16 protein-coding genes are annotated in these 16,630 nt (G+C 60.3%); 5 read left to right on the top strand and 11 right to left on the bottom strand.

The annotated features are described in order from the left end of the window. Nucleotides 1-163: 163 nt before the first annotated feature. A complete protein-coding gene (locus ACRRQW_RS10455) occupies nt 164-490 on the top strand; it encodes a hypothetical protein (protein ID WP_438481302.1) in 327 nt (108 codons plus the stop codon). A 71-nt stretch (nt 491-561) separates the two neighbouring features. Here the strand turns inward: ACRRQW_RS10455 and ACRRQW_RS10450 are convergent, their stop codons facing one another. Together ACRRQW_RS10450 and kdgD are read right to left on the bottom strand one after the other, a co-directional pair. Further along, nucleotides 562-1,893 (bottom strand): MFS transporter, encoded by a 1,332-nt coding sequence (locus tag ACRRQW_RS10450; RefSeq protein ID WP_438481301.1) that lies wholly within the window; start codon nt 1,891-1,893, stop codon nt 562-564. 20 nt (nt 1,894-1,913) lie between these two features. Further along, nucleotides 1,914-2,825, bottom strand: coding sequence for a 5-dehydro-4-deoxyglucarate dehydratase (gene kdgD, locus ACRRQW_RS10445; RefSeq protein ID WP_438481300.1), 912 nt, complete (start codon nt 2,823-2,825; stop codon nt 1,914-1,916). 131 nt (nt 2,826-2,956) lie between these two features. On the opposite strand from kdgD, the gene ACRRQW_RS10440 reads away from it, so the two are divergent. Together ACRRQW_RS10440 and ACRRQW_RS10435 are read left to right on the top strand one after the other, a co-directional pair. Continuing rightward, nucleotides 2,957-5,635, top strand: a complete 2,679-nt coding sequence (locus tag ACRRQW_RS10440) for a UxaA family hydrolase (RefSeq protein ID WP_438481299.1) — start codon at nt 2,957-2,959, stop codon at nt 5,633-5,635. Between the two features lie 126 nt (nt 5,636-5,761). Then, complete coding sequence (locus tag ACRRQW_RS10435; protein ID WP_438481298.1) at nt 5,762-6,268, top strand: YcxB family protein; 507 nt, start codon at nt 5,762-5,764, stop codon at nt 6,266-6,268. Nucleotides 6,269-6,287: 19 nt separating this feature from the next. On the opposite strand, the gene ACRRQW_RS10430 is transcribed toward ACRRQW_RS10435, so the two are convergent. From ACRRQW_RS10430 to ACRRQW_RS10405, 6 genes are all read right to left on the bottom strand, one after another. Next, nucleotides 6,288-6,569, bottom strand: a complete 282-nt coding sequence (locus ACRRQW_RS10430) for a hypothetical protein (RefSeq protein ID WP_438481297.1) — start codon at nt 6,567-6,569, stop codon at nt 6,288-6,290. 53 nt (nt 6,570-6,622) lie between these two features. Next, a complete protein-coding gene (locus ACRRQW_RS10425) occupies nt 6,623-7,318 on the bottom strand; it encodes a hypothetical protein (RefSeq protein ID WP_438481296.1) in 696 nt (231 codons plus the stop codon). 74 nt (nt 7,319-7,392) lie between these two features. Beyond that, a complete protein-coding gene (locus ACRRQW_RS10420) occupies nt 7,393-7,968 on the bottom strand; it encodes a PqiC family protein (RefSeq protein WP_438481295.1) in 576 nt (191 codons plus the stop codon). Between the two features lie 16 nt (nt 7,969-7,984). Then, a complete protein-coding gene (locus ACRRQW_RS10415) occupies nt 7,985-8,989 on the bottom strand; it encodes an MlaD family protein (protein ID WP_438481294.1) in 1,005 nt (334 codons plus the stop codon). Further along, nucleotides 8,986-9,786 (bottom strand): ABC transporter ATP-binding protein, encoded by an 801-nt coding sequence (locus ACRRQW_RS10410; protein ID WP_438481292.1) that lies wholly within the window; start codon nt 9,784-9,786, stop codon nt 8,986-8,988. Before ACRRQW_RS10410 ends, ACRRQW_RS10415 begins: the two co-directional genes overlap by 4 nt. Before the next feature lie 7 nt (nt 9,787-9,793). Further along, a complete protein-coding gene (locus tag ACRRQW_RS10405) occupies nt 9,794-10,924 on the bottom strand; it encodes an MlaE family ABC transporter permease (RefSeq protein WP_438481291.1) in 1,131 nt (376 codons plus the stop codon). 94 nt (nt 10,925-11,018) lie between these two features. On the opposite strand from ACRRQW_RS10405, the gene ACRRQW_RS10400 reads away from it, so the two are divergent. Next, entirely contained in the window at nt 11,019-11,663 is a 645-nt protein-coding gene (locus ACRRQW_RS10400; protein ID WP_438481290.1) for an HAD family hydrolase, read from the top strand. An 88-nt stretch (nt 11,664-11,751) separates the two neighbouring features. On the opposite strand, the gene ACRRQW_RS10395 is transcribed toward ACRRQW_RS10400, so the two are convergent. Then, complete coding sequence (locus tag ACRRQW_RS10395; RefSeq protein WP_438481289.1) at nt 11,752-12,114, bottom strand: DUF1304 domain-containing protein; 363 nt, start codon at nt 12,112-12,114, stop codon at nt 11,752-11,754. 98 nt (nt 12,115-12,212) lie between these two features. Here ACRRQW_RS10395 and recD2 point away from each other — a divergent pair, with 98 nt between their 5' ends. Then, complete coding sequence (gene recD2 / locus ACRRQW_RS10390) at nt 12,213-14,555, top strand: SF1B family DNA helicase RecD2 (protein ID WP_438481287.1); 2,343 nt, start codon at nt 12,213-12,215, stop codon at nt 14,553-14,555. 156 nt (nt 14,556-14,711) lie between these two features. On the opposite strand, the gene ACRRQW_RS10385 is transcribed toward recD2, so the two are convergent. Both ACRRQW_RS10385 and ACRRQW_RS10380 read right to left on the bottom strand, forming a co-directional pair. Next, complete coding sequence (locus tag ACRRQW_RS10385) at nt 14,712-15,461, bottom strand: LytR/AlgR family response regulator transcription factor (protein ID WP_438481286.1); 750 nt, start codon at nt 15,459-15,461, stop codon at nt 14,712-14,714. Next, complete coding sequence (locus ACRRQW_RS10380) at nt 15,461-16,576, bottom strand: sensor histidine kinase (RefSeq protein WP_438481285.1); 1,116 nt, start codon at nt 16,574-16,576, stop codon at nt 15,461-15,463. The genes ACRRQW_RS10385 and ACRRQW_RS10380 overlap by 1 nt, the downstream gene beginning before the upstream one ends. Nucleotides 16,577-16,630: the final 54 nt, after the last annotated feature.

Genomic DNA, 16,630 nt, shown 5'->3' with positions numbered 1-16,630 from the left:
GAACCTTGTCACCGGGTGAGGCTCAAACTCCGAAGGAAACGCTCTAAGCTCAAACGCAAGTAAACGAACAATGAGCTGCGCAAATCATCACGCTTACTGCCATCATGGCCATCTTCTTGGTTGGGCTTCTAGTTCGGTTCAATAACACAATTAGGCAAATCCCATGAAGAGTTCTATTTCCAAGATTGATCTGCACGTAGGCATTTGGCGCAGCAGCGATGAGTTCGGTTCCGATCTAGAATATCGTATCACGAAGAAAAAGACTGGGTATTCAGTAGTTGCTTGTGATTCCAACGACGGAGAGCTTGCGGATATTTTCGAAGAAAAGTGGGACGCAAAAACCGGAATTTTTTCTTTCGCTGCACATTGGAACTCTACAGGGAGATTTGCTCGCTATCGTTTCTTTCTTACTTCGAAAGATAAGATGACGCTAACCTACACCTATACCGACTCGGAAACACTTATCCGCTCACATGGAAAAAAGGACTAACGCTTGAGTCTGCCGAAGGCCAAAAGCCCCGCACGAATTCAGCGGTTGGTTAGATAGATGAGCTTCTATTCTCACCCCCTCAACTCCACACGTTTAATCTCCCCCACCAACCCGAGATAACAGCCAACCGCCAGCGCGGCGTGGGCGCTGACGTAAACGAGTGCCAAGTTGAAAGAACCGGTGGCGTTTAAGATGTAGCCGATGGCGATGGGCGTCACGATGCCGGCCGTGTTGCCGAAGGTGTTGAAGAGTCCGCCGCACAGACCCGTCACGGTTTTCGGCGAGGTATCGGAAATCACGGCCCAGCCGAGCGCACCGACGCCTTTGCCGAAGAACGCCAGACTCATCAGCGCGATTACGGCCCACTCAGCGGTCACGTAATTGCAGCCGACCATGCAGACCGACAACAGCAGGCCGGCGACGATCGGCACTTTGCGCGCGACGGTGAGTGAGTAACCGCGTTTCAACAGCCGGTCGGAAAACCAGCCGCCTAAAATCCCGCCGAGAAATCCGCACAGCGCCGGCAACGCGGCCACGAAGCCGACTTTCAAAATCGACATGCCGCGCTCCTTCACGAGGTAGATCGGAAACCATGTCAGGAAAAACCACGTGAGCGTGTTGATGCAGTATTGGCCGAGATAAATTCCCAGCAGCATGCGATTGCGCAGCAGCTCGCCCAGCACGCTCCACCGTGCCGGCGCCGCATTCGTGGCTTTACCGCGGGTGTCGAGATCCACGAGGCCGCCGCCGCGCGCGATGTAATCCACCTCGGCTGTGTTCGCCTTCGGATGTTCTCGCGGCGAGTGCATGATTCGCGGCCAGGCGGCGGCAAACACCAAGCCGATCGCACCCATAAACCAAAACACATACGGCCAGCCAAACGCGTGCGTGATCCAGCCCATGATCGGCGCGAACAGCACGGTCGCGAAATATTGCGCGGAGTTGAACACCGCCGACGCCGTGCCGCGCTCCGCCGTCGGAAACCACGTCGCCACGATACGCGCATTGGCCGGAAACGACGGCGACTCCGCCGCGCCGAGCAAAAATCTCAGCCCGAACAATACCATCGCCGCAAACCGCACATCGAGGCCACCAACGAATCCCTGCAACCCGGTGAAGAACGACCACAGCCCGATGCTCCACCCGTAAACGCGCCGCGACCCGAAATGATCCAGCAGCCAACCGCCTGGGATTTGTCCAAGCACATAGGCCCACGCAAATGCGGAGAACGCGTAGCCCATGCCCACCGAATCCAAACCGAGTTGCTTCGACAAATCCGTGCCGACAATCGACAGCGTCGCGCGGTCGGCATAGTTGACCGTCGTAAGCACAAACAGGATCGCGAGGATCCAATAGCGCACATTCGTGCGGGGCGACGCGAGCGGGGTAGACTCAGCGATCATCGGACGAAATTGGAAACTGGTTACTGCGGCCCGAGCGCGTGAATCAACGCGGCGAGTTTCGCCGATTCATCAGCAGAAAGATCGACGAGCGGCGGACGCACCGGCCCCGCATCGTGGCCGACGATTTTCGCCCCGGCTTTGATAATGCTCACCGCGTAACCGGGCTTACGGTTGCGAATCTCCAGATACGGCAGAAAAAAACTATCGATCAACTTGCCGACCGTCGCGTGGTCATCCGCTGCAATCGCGCGGTAGAAATCCATCGCGGTCTTCGGAATAAAATTAAACACCGCCGACGAATACACCGGCACGCCGAGCGCCTTGTAAGCCGCCGCGTAAACCTCCGCCGTGGGCAAGCCGCCAAGGTAGGCGAAGCGGTCGCCGAGCTTCCGGCGAATCGTGACCATCAATTCGATTTCGCCGATGCCGTCTTTAAACCCGATGAGGTTCGGGCAGCGATCCGCGAGCTTGAGTAACGTCTCGGCCTGCAACCGACACGCGCCGCGATTATAGATGATCACGCCAAATTTTACCGACGCGCACACTGCTTCCACATGCGCCGCGAGACCTTCCTGGCCGGCCTCGGTGAGATAGTGCGGCAGCAAAAGCACGCCCTGCGCGCCGAGCAGCTCCGCTTCCTGCGCGTAAGCGATCGCCTGCCGCGTCGGGCCGCCCGCGCCGGCAATAATCGGCACGCCGCCACGGCACGTGTCGACCGCAGTTTTCACGACTTGCGTGTAGTCCGCCGGCGTGAGCGAGAAAAATTCGCCGGTGCCGCCCGCAGCGAAGAGCACCGTGGCACCGTAAGGCATCAGCCACTCGAGGCGTTTGATATAAGTGTCGGCGCGAAAATCGCCGGCAGCGTTAAAGTCGGTCACGGGAAACGACAGCAATCCCGAGGACATGGTCACCTTCAATTCAGCGGGGCTCATACGTGGGGGTGCGCAAGAAATGTTACTCGCGCCGCGCACTGGCAAGGCCACAACACGCGCAAAATTTCACGAATGAAAATCCGCAAAGATTTTTTCGATGACTCGCTGAATGCGCGGCGTATGGTGCGCTCATGTCTGCCCCTCTGCCCTTCGCCGCGCTTGGCCGGCTGCCCGCTCCCGGCGACAATGTCGCCATCGCCATCCGCCAAATCGAAGCCGGCACCATTGTCGAATTGCCCGGCGGCCCGCAGACCATCGCGCACACGATACTAGAGGGCCACCGCTTCAGCGTGCGCGCAATCGCGGCCGGCGAACCGTTGCTCTCGTGGGGGGAAACCTTTGGTCATGCGCTCACCGCCATCGCGCCGGGCAGCTACATCTGCAACCAATCCATTCTCGACTGGCTGGTGCTGCGCCGGCTCGCGGTGACGATTCCGTCCGCGCCGAATTTCGCCGACCACCTCGTTTCGTTCGAACTCGATGAAGCCACGCTGCACCCCGCACCGCCGGTGCCGTTGCTTCGCGACGAACGCACGTTCAACGGCTACCTGCGCCCCGGTCGACGTGGCGTCGGCACGCGTAACTACATCGTCATCCTCGGCACGACGTCACGCACCGCGAGTTTCGCGCGCCAACTCACGGCGCGCCTGCAAGCGCTCGCGCGCATCCATCCGTCACTCGACGGCATCGTGGCGATCGCGCACACCGAAGGCGGCGGTCCCGGCGAGCCCCACAACGCCACCGAAGTCATCCGCGCGCTCGCCGGCTTCATGGTGCATCCGAATGTCGGCGCGATTCTCGCCGTGGATTACGGCGTCGAGCCGATCACCAATTCCCGCCTCGCCACCTACCTGCGCGAAAAAAATTATCCGCTCGCGGAGGTGCCACACGCATTCCTGAGCATCACGAACGGCCTCTCCGCCGCGCTTGTCGAAGGCGAAAAAATCGTGCGCGGCTGGCTGCCGACAATCTCGGCCGAGCGCCGCACGCCGCAACCGGTCGCGGCGTTGCGCGTCGCCCTGCAATGCGGCGGCTCGGACGCGTTTTCGGGCGTGTCGGGCAATCCGCTCGCCGGCGCCATGGTGCACGAGGTCGTGCGTCGCGGCGGCATCGGTGTGCTCTGCGAAACGGACGAACTTAGCGGCGCCGAATCCTATCTGATGAAAAACCTGCGCGACGCCGAGATTGCGCGCGCGTTGCTGATGCGCATCGCACGTTTCAAAGCCCGCCTCGACTGGCACGGCGTCACGCCCGAGAGCAATCCGTCCGCCGGCAACAAACTGCGCGGCCTCTACAACATCACGCTGAAATCTCTCGGCGCCGTGCACAAAAAAGATCCGCGCACCCGCATCGATCACGTCATCGATTACGCCGACCCGCTCACCGCGCCGGGATTTTATTTCATGGACAGCCCGGGCAACGACCTCGAAGGCATCGCCGGCCAGGTCGGCGCGGGCTGCTCGCTGTTTCTTTTCGTCACCGGCAACGGCTCGATCACCAACTTCCCGTTCGTGCCGACGCTCAAACTCACCACCACGACCCGCCGCCACCAGTTGCTCGTCCACGAAATGGACATCAACGCCGGCCGTTACCTCGACGGCGAATCCTTCGAAGCGCTCACCGCGGAATCGTTTGAATCGCTCATCGCCACCGCGTCCGGCCAGCGCACGAAAGGCGAACACGCGGGCCATTCGCAATCTTCCCTCTGGCGCAACTGGCGACAAACCGACGCCACGCAAGTCGCCGCCATCCGCGCACGTGCCGCACCTGACGGCAAACCACTGATCGCCAGCGCGACCTCGCCGACGTCAGCGCAACTCGCGCCCGCGACCGAACGTCTCGGACTCGTATTGCCCACCAGCATGTGCTCCGCACAAATCGCGCGCCTCGCCGCCGACCGCATGAATGCGAACGGCCTCGCCGCGAAGCTTGGTTACTCGCGTTTCCTCGCGCTCACGCACAGCGAAGGCTGCGGCTTCGGTGGCGAGTCGATGTATCACCTGCTGTATCGCACGTATCGCGGTTACGCCACGCACCCGAACGTCGGCGCGACGCTGCTGCTCGAGCACGGTTGCGAAAAAATCCCGAACGACGTCATGCGTCGCCAATTCGAAACCGCGAACATCCCGCTCGATCGTTTCGGTTGGGCCAGCGTGCAACTCGACGGCGGCATCGACCGCGCGCTCGCGAAAATCGAAAACTGGTTCACCACCGGCGCGGCGTCCGCAACTCCCGCGACCACGCCGCCCGATGATCCGCTGGCGCTGACCTTCGGCCTCGTATCCGCCAGCACGCTGACCAGCGGAAGTGTGGCCGCCGTCGCGGCCTTAGTTGAAAAAATCCTCGCCGCCGGTGGCTCCGTGCTACTGCCCGAGAGTGATCCGTTGCTGGCTAATTCACGTTTTCTCAGCGCGGTTCTCGGGCGCACCACCCCGCACGCCACGCTCGCCTACGGGCAGCCGTCTACCAAACCCGGTTTCCACATCGTGCAAACTGACACTGACCATTGGACGGAAAATCTTGCCGGGCTCGGCGCCTGCGGCGCGCACTTGTTTCTCGGGCTCGTCGCCGACACCCCGCAACAAGGCCACCCGATGCTCCCGCTGATCCAAATCGCGGAGTCCGCGCGCCTCGCCGCCAGTTCAGCAGGCGACGTCGACCTCGTGCTCACCGAAAACGCCGACGAAAATCACGACGCCTTGCGCGAAATCATCGCGTCCACCGTCAACGGCCAAACTGCTCCCGCCGCCACGGTCGGCGGCTTCGTGGATTTCCAACTCTCCCGCGGCCTCCTAGGCGTCTCGACCTAGGCTAAGTTTCACCAATAAGCATCGGCTCACAGTCCCATTGGCTGGAAAGAAGGTTGAGTTTAAGATGCATGACCGGTGTTTTTTGTGCGGGCCGCAACTTTACCCAGCTCAACGCAGGTTCAAAGAATGAAGATAACATTTCAGCTCACTGCCGATGACTGTATTGCCGCTCGCCGATTGGCCATGCGCCCTCGGCCATCACTACGGCGGATTGGCTATATCATATCGATTTTATTTTTACTATTCTTGCTATGTCAGGGCTATGAAGTTTTTACCCAGAAAAAGCCTCAGCATAATTTCTGGTTTATCACTGCCGTCGTCAGTTATTTTTCAGCGCTCTATTTTGTGGTCATCCCGTGGAAAACGAAACGTATTTTTTCGCAGCAAAAAACACTTCAATCCGTTACTGAGCTGGAGCTAACAGACACGCACTTCAAGGGATCTTCGGCTCACGGCACTTGCAAAATTGCTTGGGAAGAATTTCACAAATGGAAGAAGAACGAGCACTTGGTTCTGGTGTATCAATCTGAAGCTTTGATGCACATGATTCCTTTGCGTGCATTTCAAACTACAACAGACAAGGAACGACTGACTTCAATTTTGAAGCTGCACCTTGGAGAGGAGAGAGCCTAAAGAAGAGCAGTCCGCAGAATCACAACTCCGGCAGTTTTTTCCGGAGAAAGTCCGCAAACTCCGCCATGTCGCGAGTCGACGGATCAGTGCTAAGCGAAATATTCGGAACCGCGCTTATCACGGTTTGCACGGTGATGCCGTCGGTGACGCCGGCGTCGACGGCGAGGATTTTGGCGACGGCGTCGGTGCGACGTTTCACGAACTGTGGATCGTTTGGCGGCAAATCCTCGCGCAGGATCGCTTCGAGCGAACGCAAGCGGGCGACAATTGTTTTGGCGAGGTAGTCCGAGCGATCAGGCATTGCTCTCCAAGAAACTCGCGCGCGGCAAAAGCTCAAGCCCGCCACGCGCGGAATTATTTCGACGCGAATTCGAGCAGGCTTAGAGAGCCTTTGCCATCGACGGCGACGACGAGTTCAAACGGTTGCGTGGCGCGGCCCGAGTGCCGGCCTTGGTCATCGAAGAACTGCAGGCCGATGTTGCCGGCGACGCGGTAATGGCCCGACGCGCCCGCGACTTCAACGGGTTCGTCCAGTCGCAGGCTTTGGTTCACGATCACGAGCGAGCCCGCGGCTGGATGATATTCCAAACGATAGTAACGGTCGACGCGTTGCTCGGCGAAGCGTTTGATTTGCGCGAGTAACAGCGTCTGCGATTGCGCGGCGTGGAGCTGAGCTTGCTGTTGTTTTTCAGAGCTAAGCTGGGTTTTCGTCACCGAATTATTCGGCGGTGTTTTGACGGCAACCGGGCTGGCCCCAGCCGATGAATTACGCTGGATGCGCAAGCGTTTCGACGGTTCGGCATTTTCGGCCGGCGAGAAGTTCACGATCTGCTGCGCCGCATCGTAAGGCAGCTGGTCGAGTTGCTGATAGACGAGACGCCGATCCGCCAGCATCAGCACGCGACCGTTTTCCGCGTCGTAGCTTTTGACCGACACCTGGTCGAGCCGCTTGCCGCTGCGCAAAGTGAGTGACTCGAATTTCAAATTAACCGCGTGGGGCGCGGCGAAGATCGAAGCCGCCGGAATCAGCAAGAAAAGGAATTTGGTCATGGAAATCGCTGGTCGCCCAAAACAACAAAATCGCGCGGGCAACGCCAGCCCCAAGCCGCGCGCACGCTTCCAGATTACTTTTTTACGACGGCCACCGCCAGCGCGTCGCCGAATTCGTTAATCGCCTCGCGCAGCAAGCCGACGAGTGCGCCCTGATCGCCGCCCGTCCAGGTGCGCGGACTGGCGCTGAAGCTGCCGCGGCGGACTTCGCCGCTCGCGCCGACCGGGGGAGTGATTGAGTAGGTAGCCGCGAGTTGCACGGCGTTAGCTTCGGCGCGGACAAGTTCGCAACGCTGGATTTGCACCGTGACGACATTGCCGCCGCCGATCGTGCCGAGACGCGCGCGCAAGAGCTGCGTGATGGCATCGTCGAGCGACTCGGCCCAGCGAGCGTCCTCGTTGTAAATGACTTCGTTCTCGCTCACGCGAATCGCCATGGCGCGGCTGCGGAGATGCCCGGCCAGTTGCACGGGGCGCACCACCATGCCGTCGGGTAGCGCCGTCGCCGCCACCGGCCCGGTGAGCGTGAAATGGCGCGCGGTGTCAGCCTGCGGTTGCGGCAGATTGCACGCGGACAAGATCAAGCTGAGCGCTGAAAGTTGGACGCTGATCGCTGCCACTTTCCGCCATCCGTGTGTATCCGTGTTCATCTGTGGTTAAATTCGGTTACGGCGTGCCGGGTTTCTTTTTGCCCACGATGAGCGAACTCGGATTGCGCTCCAGCGTGTCGGCGAGGCGTTCGAGCGCAGCGGCGGCATCGCCGAGTTGGCGGAGCGCTTGCGTGAGTTCGTCGCCGACGTCCCCTTGCGAAGCGACGAAACGTTGCGTGGTGGTCGCCGTGGTTTCGAGCGACTTCAATGCGGACTGCGCGGCGGTGAGGGTGGTCTTCAGTTCTTCGCCGACCGGGCCGACCTGGCCGTCGATGTGGCCGAGTGTGGTGCGGATGTCACCAATCGCGCCGTTCAAGTTGGCGATCGTTTGTTTCACTTCCGGCGACGCGATAAACCCGCTCACGGAATCTGCGGCCAGACCGACCCGCTCGCCGAGGCCCTTGAGATCGAGTTCGTTGATTTTTTGATTCGTGTTCGCGAGGAGCGTTTTCACGTCCTTGGCGATGCCAGCGAAATCCACTTTTTTCACGTTGGCGACAATCTCCACGATGCTCGCCTGCACTTCCGCGATTGGCGACGGAATCGCCGGGACGACCGGCAGTGTCTCGCCTGCGTAACGCGTGAGCGCGGGATATTCCTTCGGGTCTTCGATGTTGAGTTCGACAAACAGCAAACCCGTGATGCCGGTGAAATTCAGTTTCGCGCGCAGGCCGCGATCGATGAGCGTTTGCAGCGCCTGCGGATCGGTGAGGTCAATCATCTTGCCGTTCGTGTCGGTGACGACGTTGCGGTTGATCTCACAGATGGTTTGGACGAGCGCCTTGCGACTCGTTTCATCGAAACGCGCGCTCACGGCCGCGACACGACCGACGCGGACGCCGTAAAATTTAATCGGCGCACCGGGATCGAGACCGCTCACGGACTCGTCGAAATAAATCACGAAACGCGCGGGCTTGGAGAAAATGTTCGAACCGCCAAATGACAAAAAGCCGACGATAAAGAGCAACAAAGCTCCCAAGACGAACATCCCGACGGCGGCTGGGCTGATTTTAGTTTTCACGCGTGGCGCTCCTCTTTCTGACCGGCTGGCTCGCCGCGTCTATTCAAAAAGTCCTTCACCCGCTCGTCCGGGCTCGTGTCGCGCAGCACGCGCGGGTCGCCTTCGGCGATGATTCCCTTGGTTTTACGGTCGAGCATGATGATGCGATCGGCGATGCCGTAGATACTGGCGAGTTCGTGTGACACGATGACAATGGTCGTGCCGAGCGTCTCGCGAATTTGCAGCACCAGTTCGTCGAGCTGTAGAGACGTGATCGGGTCGAGGCCGGCGGACGGTTCATCGAAAAACACAATCGATGGATCGAGTGCGAGCGCCCGCGCGAGGCCGGCGCGCTTTTTCATGCCGCCGGAAATTTCGGACGGAAAATAATCTTCGTAGCCCGCGAGACCCACCTGTGCGAGTTTCAGGCGGACGATCGCTTCGCGCTCCTTTTTCGTGAGCTCCGTGAAAAGCTCGATCGGGAGAGAGACGTTTTCCGCCAACGTCATCGAGCTCCACAACGCTCCGCTTTGGTAAAGCACGCCGAAGGTGCGCAGCAGCGCCTTGCGTTCGCGCGCGTCGGCCCACGTGAAATCTTTGCCTTCAAACTTTACCGTGCCCGCCGCCGGCGTGTGCAACCCGATCATGTGACGCAACAGCGTGCTCTTGCCGCAGCCGGAGCCGCCGATGACGAAGAAAATTTCTCCGCGCTTCACATTGAAAGTCACGTCGCGCAACACCGTGCGCTCGTCGTAGCGACATTCGAGATTGTCGACCTCGATGGCGAGCGGGTGGGCGTTGATGTGATCGTTATTCATGCGCGCCTCACCAGCCCACGATGTTGAAGAACACCGCGCAGATCGAATCGCACACGATGATCAGCAGGATGCCCGTGACCACCGCGCTCGTCGCCGCCTGGCCGACACCCACGGCGCTGCGCTCGGCTTGCATGCCGCGCCAGCAGCCTGCGAGGCCGATCAGCAAGCCGAAGATCGCCGCCTTGATGACGCCGGTATTGATGTCCGAGAGATCGACGATCGTCTGCATCTCGGCGAAATAAAGCGTCGGCGGAATGTTCAACGGCGGCGCCGCGGCAATCGCCATACCGCCAAGAATGCCCATGCAGTCCGAGTAGAGCGCCAGGAATGGCATCATCAAAAATAGCGCGAGCATGCGCGGCATCACGAGAAAATCCACCGGCGACACGCCGAGGGTGGCGAGCGCGTCGATTTCTTCGTTGGCCTTCATGTTGCCGAGCGTCGCTGCGTAGGCCGCGCCGGTGCGACCCGCGAGCACGATGGCGGCCATCATCGGCCCCATTTCGCGCGTGACCGCGAGACCCACCATGTCAGCGAGCCAGATGTCGCCGCCGTATTGGCGCACGACAATGGAGCCCGTGTAAGCGAGCGTCACCCCCACGAGGAAACTGATCAGCCCGACAATCGGCAGCGCCATCGCGCCGCACAGTTGCATTTCGTTCAAGCAATCGCGCCAGCGGAACTGCGCCTGCCCTTTGAAAAAACGACCGATGCTAAACGCGCACTCGCCCACGAGATTCGAGAGGCTTTTCGTTTCCGTCCACAACTTCACCGTCGCCACGCCGACCACGGTCACGAGTTCGGGCGCACATTCCGGCTTCGCCGTCGTCGCAGGTTTTTGCGCGAGGACTTGGGAAAGCTTTTCCGCGCCGGCCGGCATGTGTTGAACGACCACTTGCGCGCCGATTTTCTCACTCCAGACCCGCGCTTCGCGCAAATAAAGCGCCAGCGAACTGTCCCAACCCGTGATCCCACTCCCGTCGAGAATCACCTTGGCCGGATGCAGCCGAGCGGCGCTGTCCGTCCAATCCGGATGGCGCTCCGTAATCTGCCAATCGCCGCCGATGTGCACCGTCAACGTGTCCGCCTCGGTGGAGGCTTCCGCACGTGCATGCTGGGGAGAGACGACTTGGGTCATGGACGGCGTCACACTGAAGCCTGAAGCCAATCCGGCGCCAGACTGATTTTCTGCGTGCCATGCCCCGCGACGAGGCTGCAAAGTCGACCCTTCCATGCGTTTTCGCACCGTCCTCTTCGACCTCGATGGCACGCTCATCGACCACTTTAAAGCAATCCACCGCTGTCACGCCTTCGCCATGCAGCAAATCGGCCTGCCCGCGCCGACCTATCAACAGGTGTTCAATGCCGTCGGCGGCGGCCTCGACGAAGCCATCGCCAAACTCGCCGGCGTCGAAAACGTGGAAAGAATCCTGCCTATCTACACGAAGCACTGGCTCGAAACGAATCTCCAGGACGTTGAAATCCTGCCCGGTGCGCGCGAAATCCTCCAACAACTCAACGCCGCCGGCGTCCGTTGCGGCGTATTGACGAACAAACGCGGTCCCGCCGCGCGCCAAGTCTGCGACTTCCTCGGGTTCACGCCGCTGCTCGACGGGATATTCGGCGCCGGTGACGTTCCGTGGATCAAGCCCGATCCACGCTTCGCGCAGCACGCGCTTGCCGCTCTCGGTGCCGACGCCGCCACGAGCGCGCTCGTCGGCGATTCGCCGTGGGATTTTAAAGCTGCCGTTGGCGCCGGCCTCGCTTTCTACGGGGTCACGACCGGCACGCACACTGCCGAAGAACTCCGCGCTGCCGGAGCGAAACCGGAAAGCATTTTTGCCAACTTGGCCGAAGTTGATGCTGCCTTGAGGTAAGGGCCGTTATCCCTAACGGCCCTCGGGCTGACCTGCGCGAATCCTGAAAGGGCGGTTAAGGATAACCGCCCCTACCTACGACCAGAATTCACCGCGCCGCCGCGCACACGAGCGCCAACGCGATCGCCGCCGGCAGCGCTTGCACCCATAGAATTTTCCGCCCGACCGTCGCCGCACCGAAAATTCCGGCGACGATCACGCAGCCGAGAAAGAACACTTTGATTTCGGAAGCCTCCGGGCCTGCATAAATCCCCCAGCCAAGTCCCGCCGCGAGAAATCCGTTGTAGAGACCTTGGTTGGCGGCGAGCGACCGGGTGATCTCCGCCTTCTCGGGCGTGAGCTTAAACACGCGCCGCCCATACGGCGTCGTCCACAGAAACATTTCCACGACCATGAAGTAAACGTGGAGTAACGCGACCAACGCGGTGGCAATCGAGGCGGCAAGGGGCATGGGAAATTGCTATCGACCGCATCGTTTCCGGTCAACCCGTGGCCTTTTCGCGTTTTTTGTGCTTTTTGTGCCCAGTCTTTTTCCCGCACCTTTCCTCTGTGGCGTCTCCCGCTCCCTCCAGTTCCCTGACCGGCGTGCTCGAACGCATTATCTTCTTCAACGAGGAGAACCACTACACGATCGCGGAGCTGAAGCCGGATAAAAAACCCGCCGAAGCCGCCAACAACGAAACCGATCGCATCACCATCGTCGGCCCGCTGCCCGGCGCGCAGTGCGGCGAAACGCTCCAACTCACCGGCGAATGGACGCGCCACGTGCAACACGGCGCACAGTTCAAAGTCGTATCTTTTAAGAGCGAACTGCCCTCGTCAGTTTACGGCATTCGCAAATACCTCGGCAGCGGCCTCGTGCCCGGCATCGGCAAAGTTTACGCCAACAAAATCGTCGACGCGTTCGGCACCGACACGTTTCGCATCCTCAGCGAAGAATCCGGCAAGCTCCGCAAAGTCGAAGGCATCGGCAAAATGCGCGCCACCGCGATCAAAGAAGCGTGGGAGGAGCAAAAGGTGCTGCGCGAGGTGCACATTTTTCTCCAAACCTACGGCGTCACGACTTCGCAGTGCGTGAAGCTCGTCAACAAATACGGCCCCGAGGCGAAGCAAGTCGTCATCAAAGAACCTTACCGCGTCGCGCGCGAAATTGACGGCATCGGTTTTAAAACCGCCGACAAAATCGCGATCAATCTTGGCTACGCCAACGACGCGCCACCGCGCCTCGACGCCGGCCTCATCTACGCGCTCGAGACGTTACAGGAGGAAGGTCACACCGCGTTTCCTCTCGAGGATTTGATCACGCACGCGGCGACGATGCTCGAAACGTCGGCCGAGTTCATCACAGCGCGCATCACGGCGCTCGTGGAGAAAAAAGATCTGATCTGCCACGACGGTAGGGCCCGACCTCCGGGCGGGCCGGATGAACCCACGCCGACCAACGGCCTGCCCGGCTCGTCCGCCAAAGCTTTAGCGACGGGGGGAGGTCAGGACCTACCGAAAAATTCCGTCATTCAATTGCCCAACAACGACCGCGCCGAACAGAAAATCGCCGCGAGCGTGAAGCGCCTCGACGCTGTGCCGTCGGGTTTGCCGGCGATCAAAATCGACGCCGCCGTCACGTGGGCTCAGGACAAAGCCGGCTTTGCGTTCCACGAATTCCAAGCCGCCGCGATCAAAAAGGCGCTCGCCCATAAATTCTCCATCCTCACCGGTGGCCCAGGCACCGGCAAGACGACCATTTTGCGCGCGCTCGTCGAAATCCTTAAAGCGAAAAAAGTCCGCGTCACGCTCGCGGCCCCGACCGGACGCGCGGCGCAACGCCTTTCCGCGACGACGGGCGGCTTCGCTTCGACGATTCACCGCCTGCTGAAATTTGAAAACGGCGGTTTCACGGTGAACGAATCGAAACCGCTCGCGACCGACTTTCTCATCGTCGACGAAACCTCGATGCTCGACACCCGCCTCGCAGCTGCACTGCTGCAAGCCGTGCCGGTTCGCGCGCATTTGCTGCTCGTAGGCGACATCGACCAATTGCCAAGTGTCGGCGCCGGCAACGTCCTCAAGGACTTGATCGCCGTCAGCGACGCCCAAACGAGCAACAGTGGCACCGCTAACGTCACCCGCCTCTCCTTTGTTTATCGCCAAAAAGAAGAAAGCCTCATCGTCACCACCGCGCACGCGATCAACGGCGGCGAGCCGCGTCCTCCGCCCATCGTCGACGCGGTCGAGAAAGCCCAGGCGTGGAGCGATCTCAATTTCATCTCCGCCACGAGTGCCGAAGACTGCCTCGCGAAAATCGTGGAGCTCACCACGAAGTTCATTCCGCAGCACTACAAGTGGTTTCACCCGATCAACGACGTGCAAATTCTCGCGCCGATGCACAAGGGCATCGCCGGCGTCGGCAACTTGAACACGCAATTGCAGGCGGCCGTTAACTCCCACCAAAAAGGCCTGCGCGCCGTCAGCGGTGAATACCGTCCTGGCGACAAGCTCATCCAGCTGCGCAATAACTACGACAAAAACCTCTTCAACGGCGACATCGGCACCGTGAAAAGCGTCGACCTCACAAAAGGCACGCTCATCGCGAGTTTCGACGGAGAAAATAAGTTGTTCGAGCGCGGCGAATTCGGCGAAGTCGCCCTCGCGTATGCGATCAGCATCCACAAGTCGCAAGGCTCCGAATACCCCGTCGTCATCGTGCCGCTGCTTAAGGCGCATTTCATGATGCTGCAGCGAAACTTGATCTACACCGCCATCACCCGCGGCCGGAAGAAAGTCTTCATTGTCGGCGAAGTCGCCGCCTACGGCATGGCCGTGCGCAATGCCGAATCCAAATCGCGGCACACCCACCTGAAGGAAAAAATCCTGTCCGACGCGCCGCCCGCGTAGGTTAGTTGGTCGATGATTTCATCGCTTTCGGTGGGGCCTGACCTCCGGGGCGGGCCGAAAATGCACAGGTAATCAAGGTAGGGTCGGTTATCCCTAACCGACCTTCAGGACCCACGCTGTAACCATACGCGCCCATCCTCGATAGCCCGCGCGCCTTCACTCCTCCGCATCAGCCTGACGCCGCAGGCGCAACGCGGCCGCACGACCGATCAATAATTTGCCGGACATGCCTTCGATCGAGATAAACGTTTCGTCGCGGGACTTTCGCTCGACGGTGCGCACGAGTGGCATCTGCACGATCAAGGAGCGATCGATGCGCGCAAAGATTTCCGCGGGCAACAAGCGTTCCCATTCGGAAATACTGCGCAGCACAATCATCGCCGGCACATCGCGGATGCTCACCCGCGAATACGCGCCGAGCGCCTGGATCGCCACGATCTCGCGCACTTGCACGGTGCGGCGCAGTTGGCGGTCGCTCAAAGCCACCCGACTTTCCAATGTCCACGCCGCTTCGGCGGCATCGGGAAAAGGCGACTTCGATTCTTTAACCGTGAGCAGCCGACGCACCGTGAGCGCGAGGCGTTCGCGGTGCACCGGTTTCAATAGATAATCCAGCGCGCTCACGGTAAAGGCCTGCACGGCGAAATTTTCGTGCGCGGTCACAAACACAATCGCCGGTGGCGACTCCTCCGACAAACGCGGCAGCAATTCGAGGCCGTTGACCGGCGGCATTTCCACATCGAGAAAAATCACGTCCGGCTTCAACTCGGACGCGGCGGTCGAGGCGGACTCTACGCTGTCGGCTTCGCCGACGATGACGATTTCCGGGTGTTGCGTGAGCAGTTCGGCGAGGCGTTTCCGCGCCAGCCGCTCATCATCCACCAACAAGGCGCGCAACTGAGCCATCACGCGACTCCTTGCACGCTTTCAGCGGCGAGTGGGATTTCCACATCCACACTCACCCAATCGTTCGATTCGGAATGCGCGAGATTCGCTTCCACGCCGAACAGCAACTCCAGTCGGCGCTGCAAATTCGTGAGCCCGATGCCGTGCGAGCGTTCCGGGTCAAACTCGAGCCAGCGACCGGTGTTTCTCACCGCCACGCGCAGCACTTCTGCTTCGGCGTCGACCGTCGCGATGACCTTCAAATGCAACGGACCGACGCTCGTGAGGCGCCCGTATTTCATGGCGTTTTCCAGGAGCGGCTGAACGGTCGCCACCGGCACACGTTGAGCGCGCGCATAGGGATCGGCTTCAATGGTGTAGATGAGTTTCTCTTCGAAACGCGCCTTCTCGACGCGCAGGTAATGTTCGAGCGCGGTCAGTTCGTCGCCGAGTTTTTGAAAATCCCCGGAAGGCCGTAGCGAAAACCGCAAATACTCCGCGAGTTCTTGCGTGATGCGCTCCACGGCCGCGGGGTTATCTTTTTCCGCCATGACGGAGTTCAGCGCATTGAACAAAAAATGCGGATTCACCTGCGCGCGCAGCTGGCGCAGTTCGCTGGTGCGGGCTTCGGCGTCACTTTGGGCGGCGCGCAGGCGGGCCTCGGCAGCTTCGAGCCAGAGCTTGATGCCGAAATACAGGAGGCTCCAGATAACGTAAACTGAGCTGCGCAACAGCGCGCCCATCGACATGAGGAACGGGTAAACTTCCGGCGACACGCTTTCATTGATGATGATGGCCGACAAACGATGCGTCGCGATCGACTCCAGCGTGCCCGCCACGATGCACAGCACGAAGCCCACGAGCACCAATTGGCCCCACGTCCAATCGCGCCACGGAATGCGTCGGTAAATCCACCGCAGCCCGCACGTCATCGCGATGCCCCCGACCATGCGCACCGACAGAATGATTCCGGTCGAGGCCAGTCCGAAAATCTGAATCAGCGCCACCATTGCCATCGCACTCACCGCCGTCCAGCCGATCAGTTGCAACAACCAGAAGAGTCGCTCGCGTTTCGCGCCCTCCGCCTGCAACCCGCCTAAAATTACGTCCGACCAGCGTTCGCTCAGCGACCTCATACGGCGATGGATGGAGCAAACAGAGTTTTCATGGGCAGAGCAGAGGCCGGAGTT

Origin of the sequence: Oleiharenicola lentus (assembly GCF_051660365.1) — a bacterium.
GTDB classification, from domain to species: Bacteria; Verrucomicrobiota; Verrucomicrobiia; order Opitutales; family Opitutaceae; genus Lacunisphaera; species Lacunisphaera lenta_A.
The sequence above is the reverse complement of the archived record's forward strand: the minus strand, read 5'-3'. Positions and strand labels throughout refer to the sequence as shown.

What these genes read in the sequence shown, in the direction of transcription:
- ACRRQW_RS10455 (WP_438481302.1), top strand. Translation starts at nt 164, where the DNA reads ATGAAGAGTTCTATTTCCAAGATTGATCTGCACGTAGGCATTTGGCGC.
- ACRRQW_RS10450 (WP_438481301.1), bottom strand. Translation starts at nt 1,893, where the DNA reads ATGATCGCTGAGTCTACCCCGCTCGCGTCGCCCCGCACGAATGTGCGC.
- kdgD (WP_438481300.1), bottom strand. Translation starts at nt 2,825, where the DNA reads ATGAGCCCCGCTGAATTGAAGGTGACCATGTCCTCGGGATTGCTGTCG.
- ACRRQW_RS10440 (WP_438481299.1), top strand. Translation starts at nt 2,957, where the DNA reads ATGTCTGCCCCTCTGCCCTTCGCCGCGCTTGGCCGGCTGCCCGCTCCC.
- ACRRQW_RS10435 (WP_438481298.1), top strand. Translation starts at nt 5,762, where the DNA reads ATGAAGATAACATTTCAGCTCACTGCCGATGACTGTATTGCCGCTCGC.
- ACRRQW_RS10430 (WP_438481297.1), bottom strand. Translation starts at nt 6,569, where the DNA reads ATGCCTGATCGCTCGGACTACCTCGCCAAAACAATTGTCGCCCGCTTG.
- ACRRQW_RS10425 (WP_438481296.1), bottom strand. Translation starts at nt 7,318, where the DNA reads ATGACCAAATTCCTTTTCTTGCTGATTCCGGCGGCTTCGATCTTCGCC.
- ACRRQW_RS10420 (WP_438481295.1), bottom strand. Translation starts at nt 7,968, where the DNA reads ATGAACACGGATACACACGGATGGCGGAAAGTGGCAGCGATCAGCGTC.
- ACRRQW_RS10410 (WP_438481292.1), bottom strand. Translation starts at nt 9,786, where the DNA reads ATGAATAACGATCACATCAACGCCCACCCGCTCGCCATCGAGGTCGAC.
- ACRRQW_RS10405 (WP_438481291.1), bottom strand. Translation starts at nt 10,924, where the DNA reads ATGACCCAAGTCGTCTCTCCCCAGCATGCACGTGCGGAAGCCTCCACC.
- ACRRQW_RS10400 (WP_438481290.1), top strand. Translation starts at nt 11,019, where the DNA reads ATGCGTTTTCGCACCGTCCTCTTCGACCTCGATGGCACGCTCATCGAC.
- ACRRQW_RS10395 (WP_438481289.1), bottom strand. Translation starts at nt 12,114, where the DNA reads ATGCCCCTTGCCGCCTCGATTGCCACCGCGTTGGTCGCGTTACTCCAC.
- ACRRQW_RS10385 (WP_438481286.1), bottom strand. Translation starts at nt 15,461, where the DNA reads ATGGCTCAGTTGCGCGCCTTGTTGGTGGATGATGAGCGGCTGGCGCGG.
- ACRRQW_RS10380 (WP_438481285.1), bottom strand. Translation starts at nt 16,576, where the DNA reads ATGAGGTCGCTGAGCGAACGCTGGTCGGACGTAATTTTAGGCGGGTTG.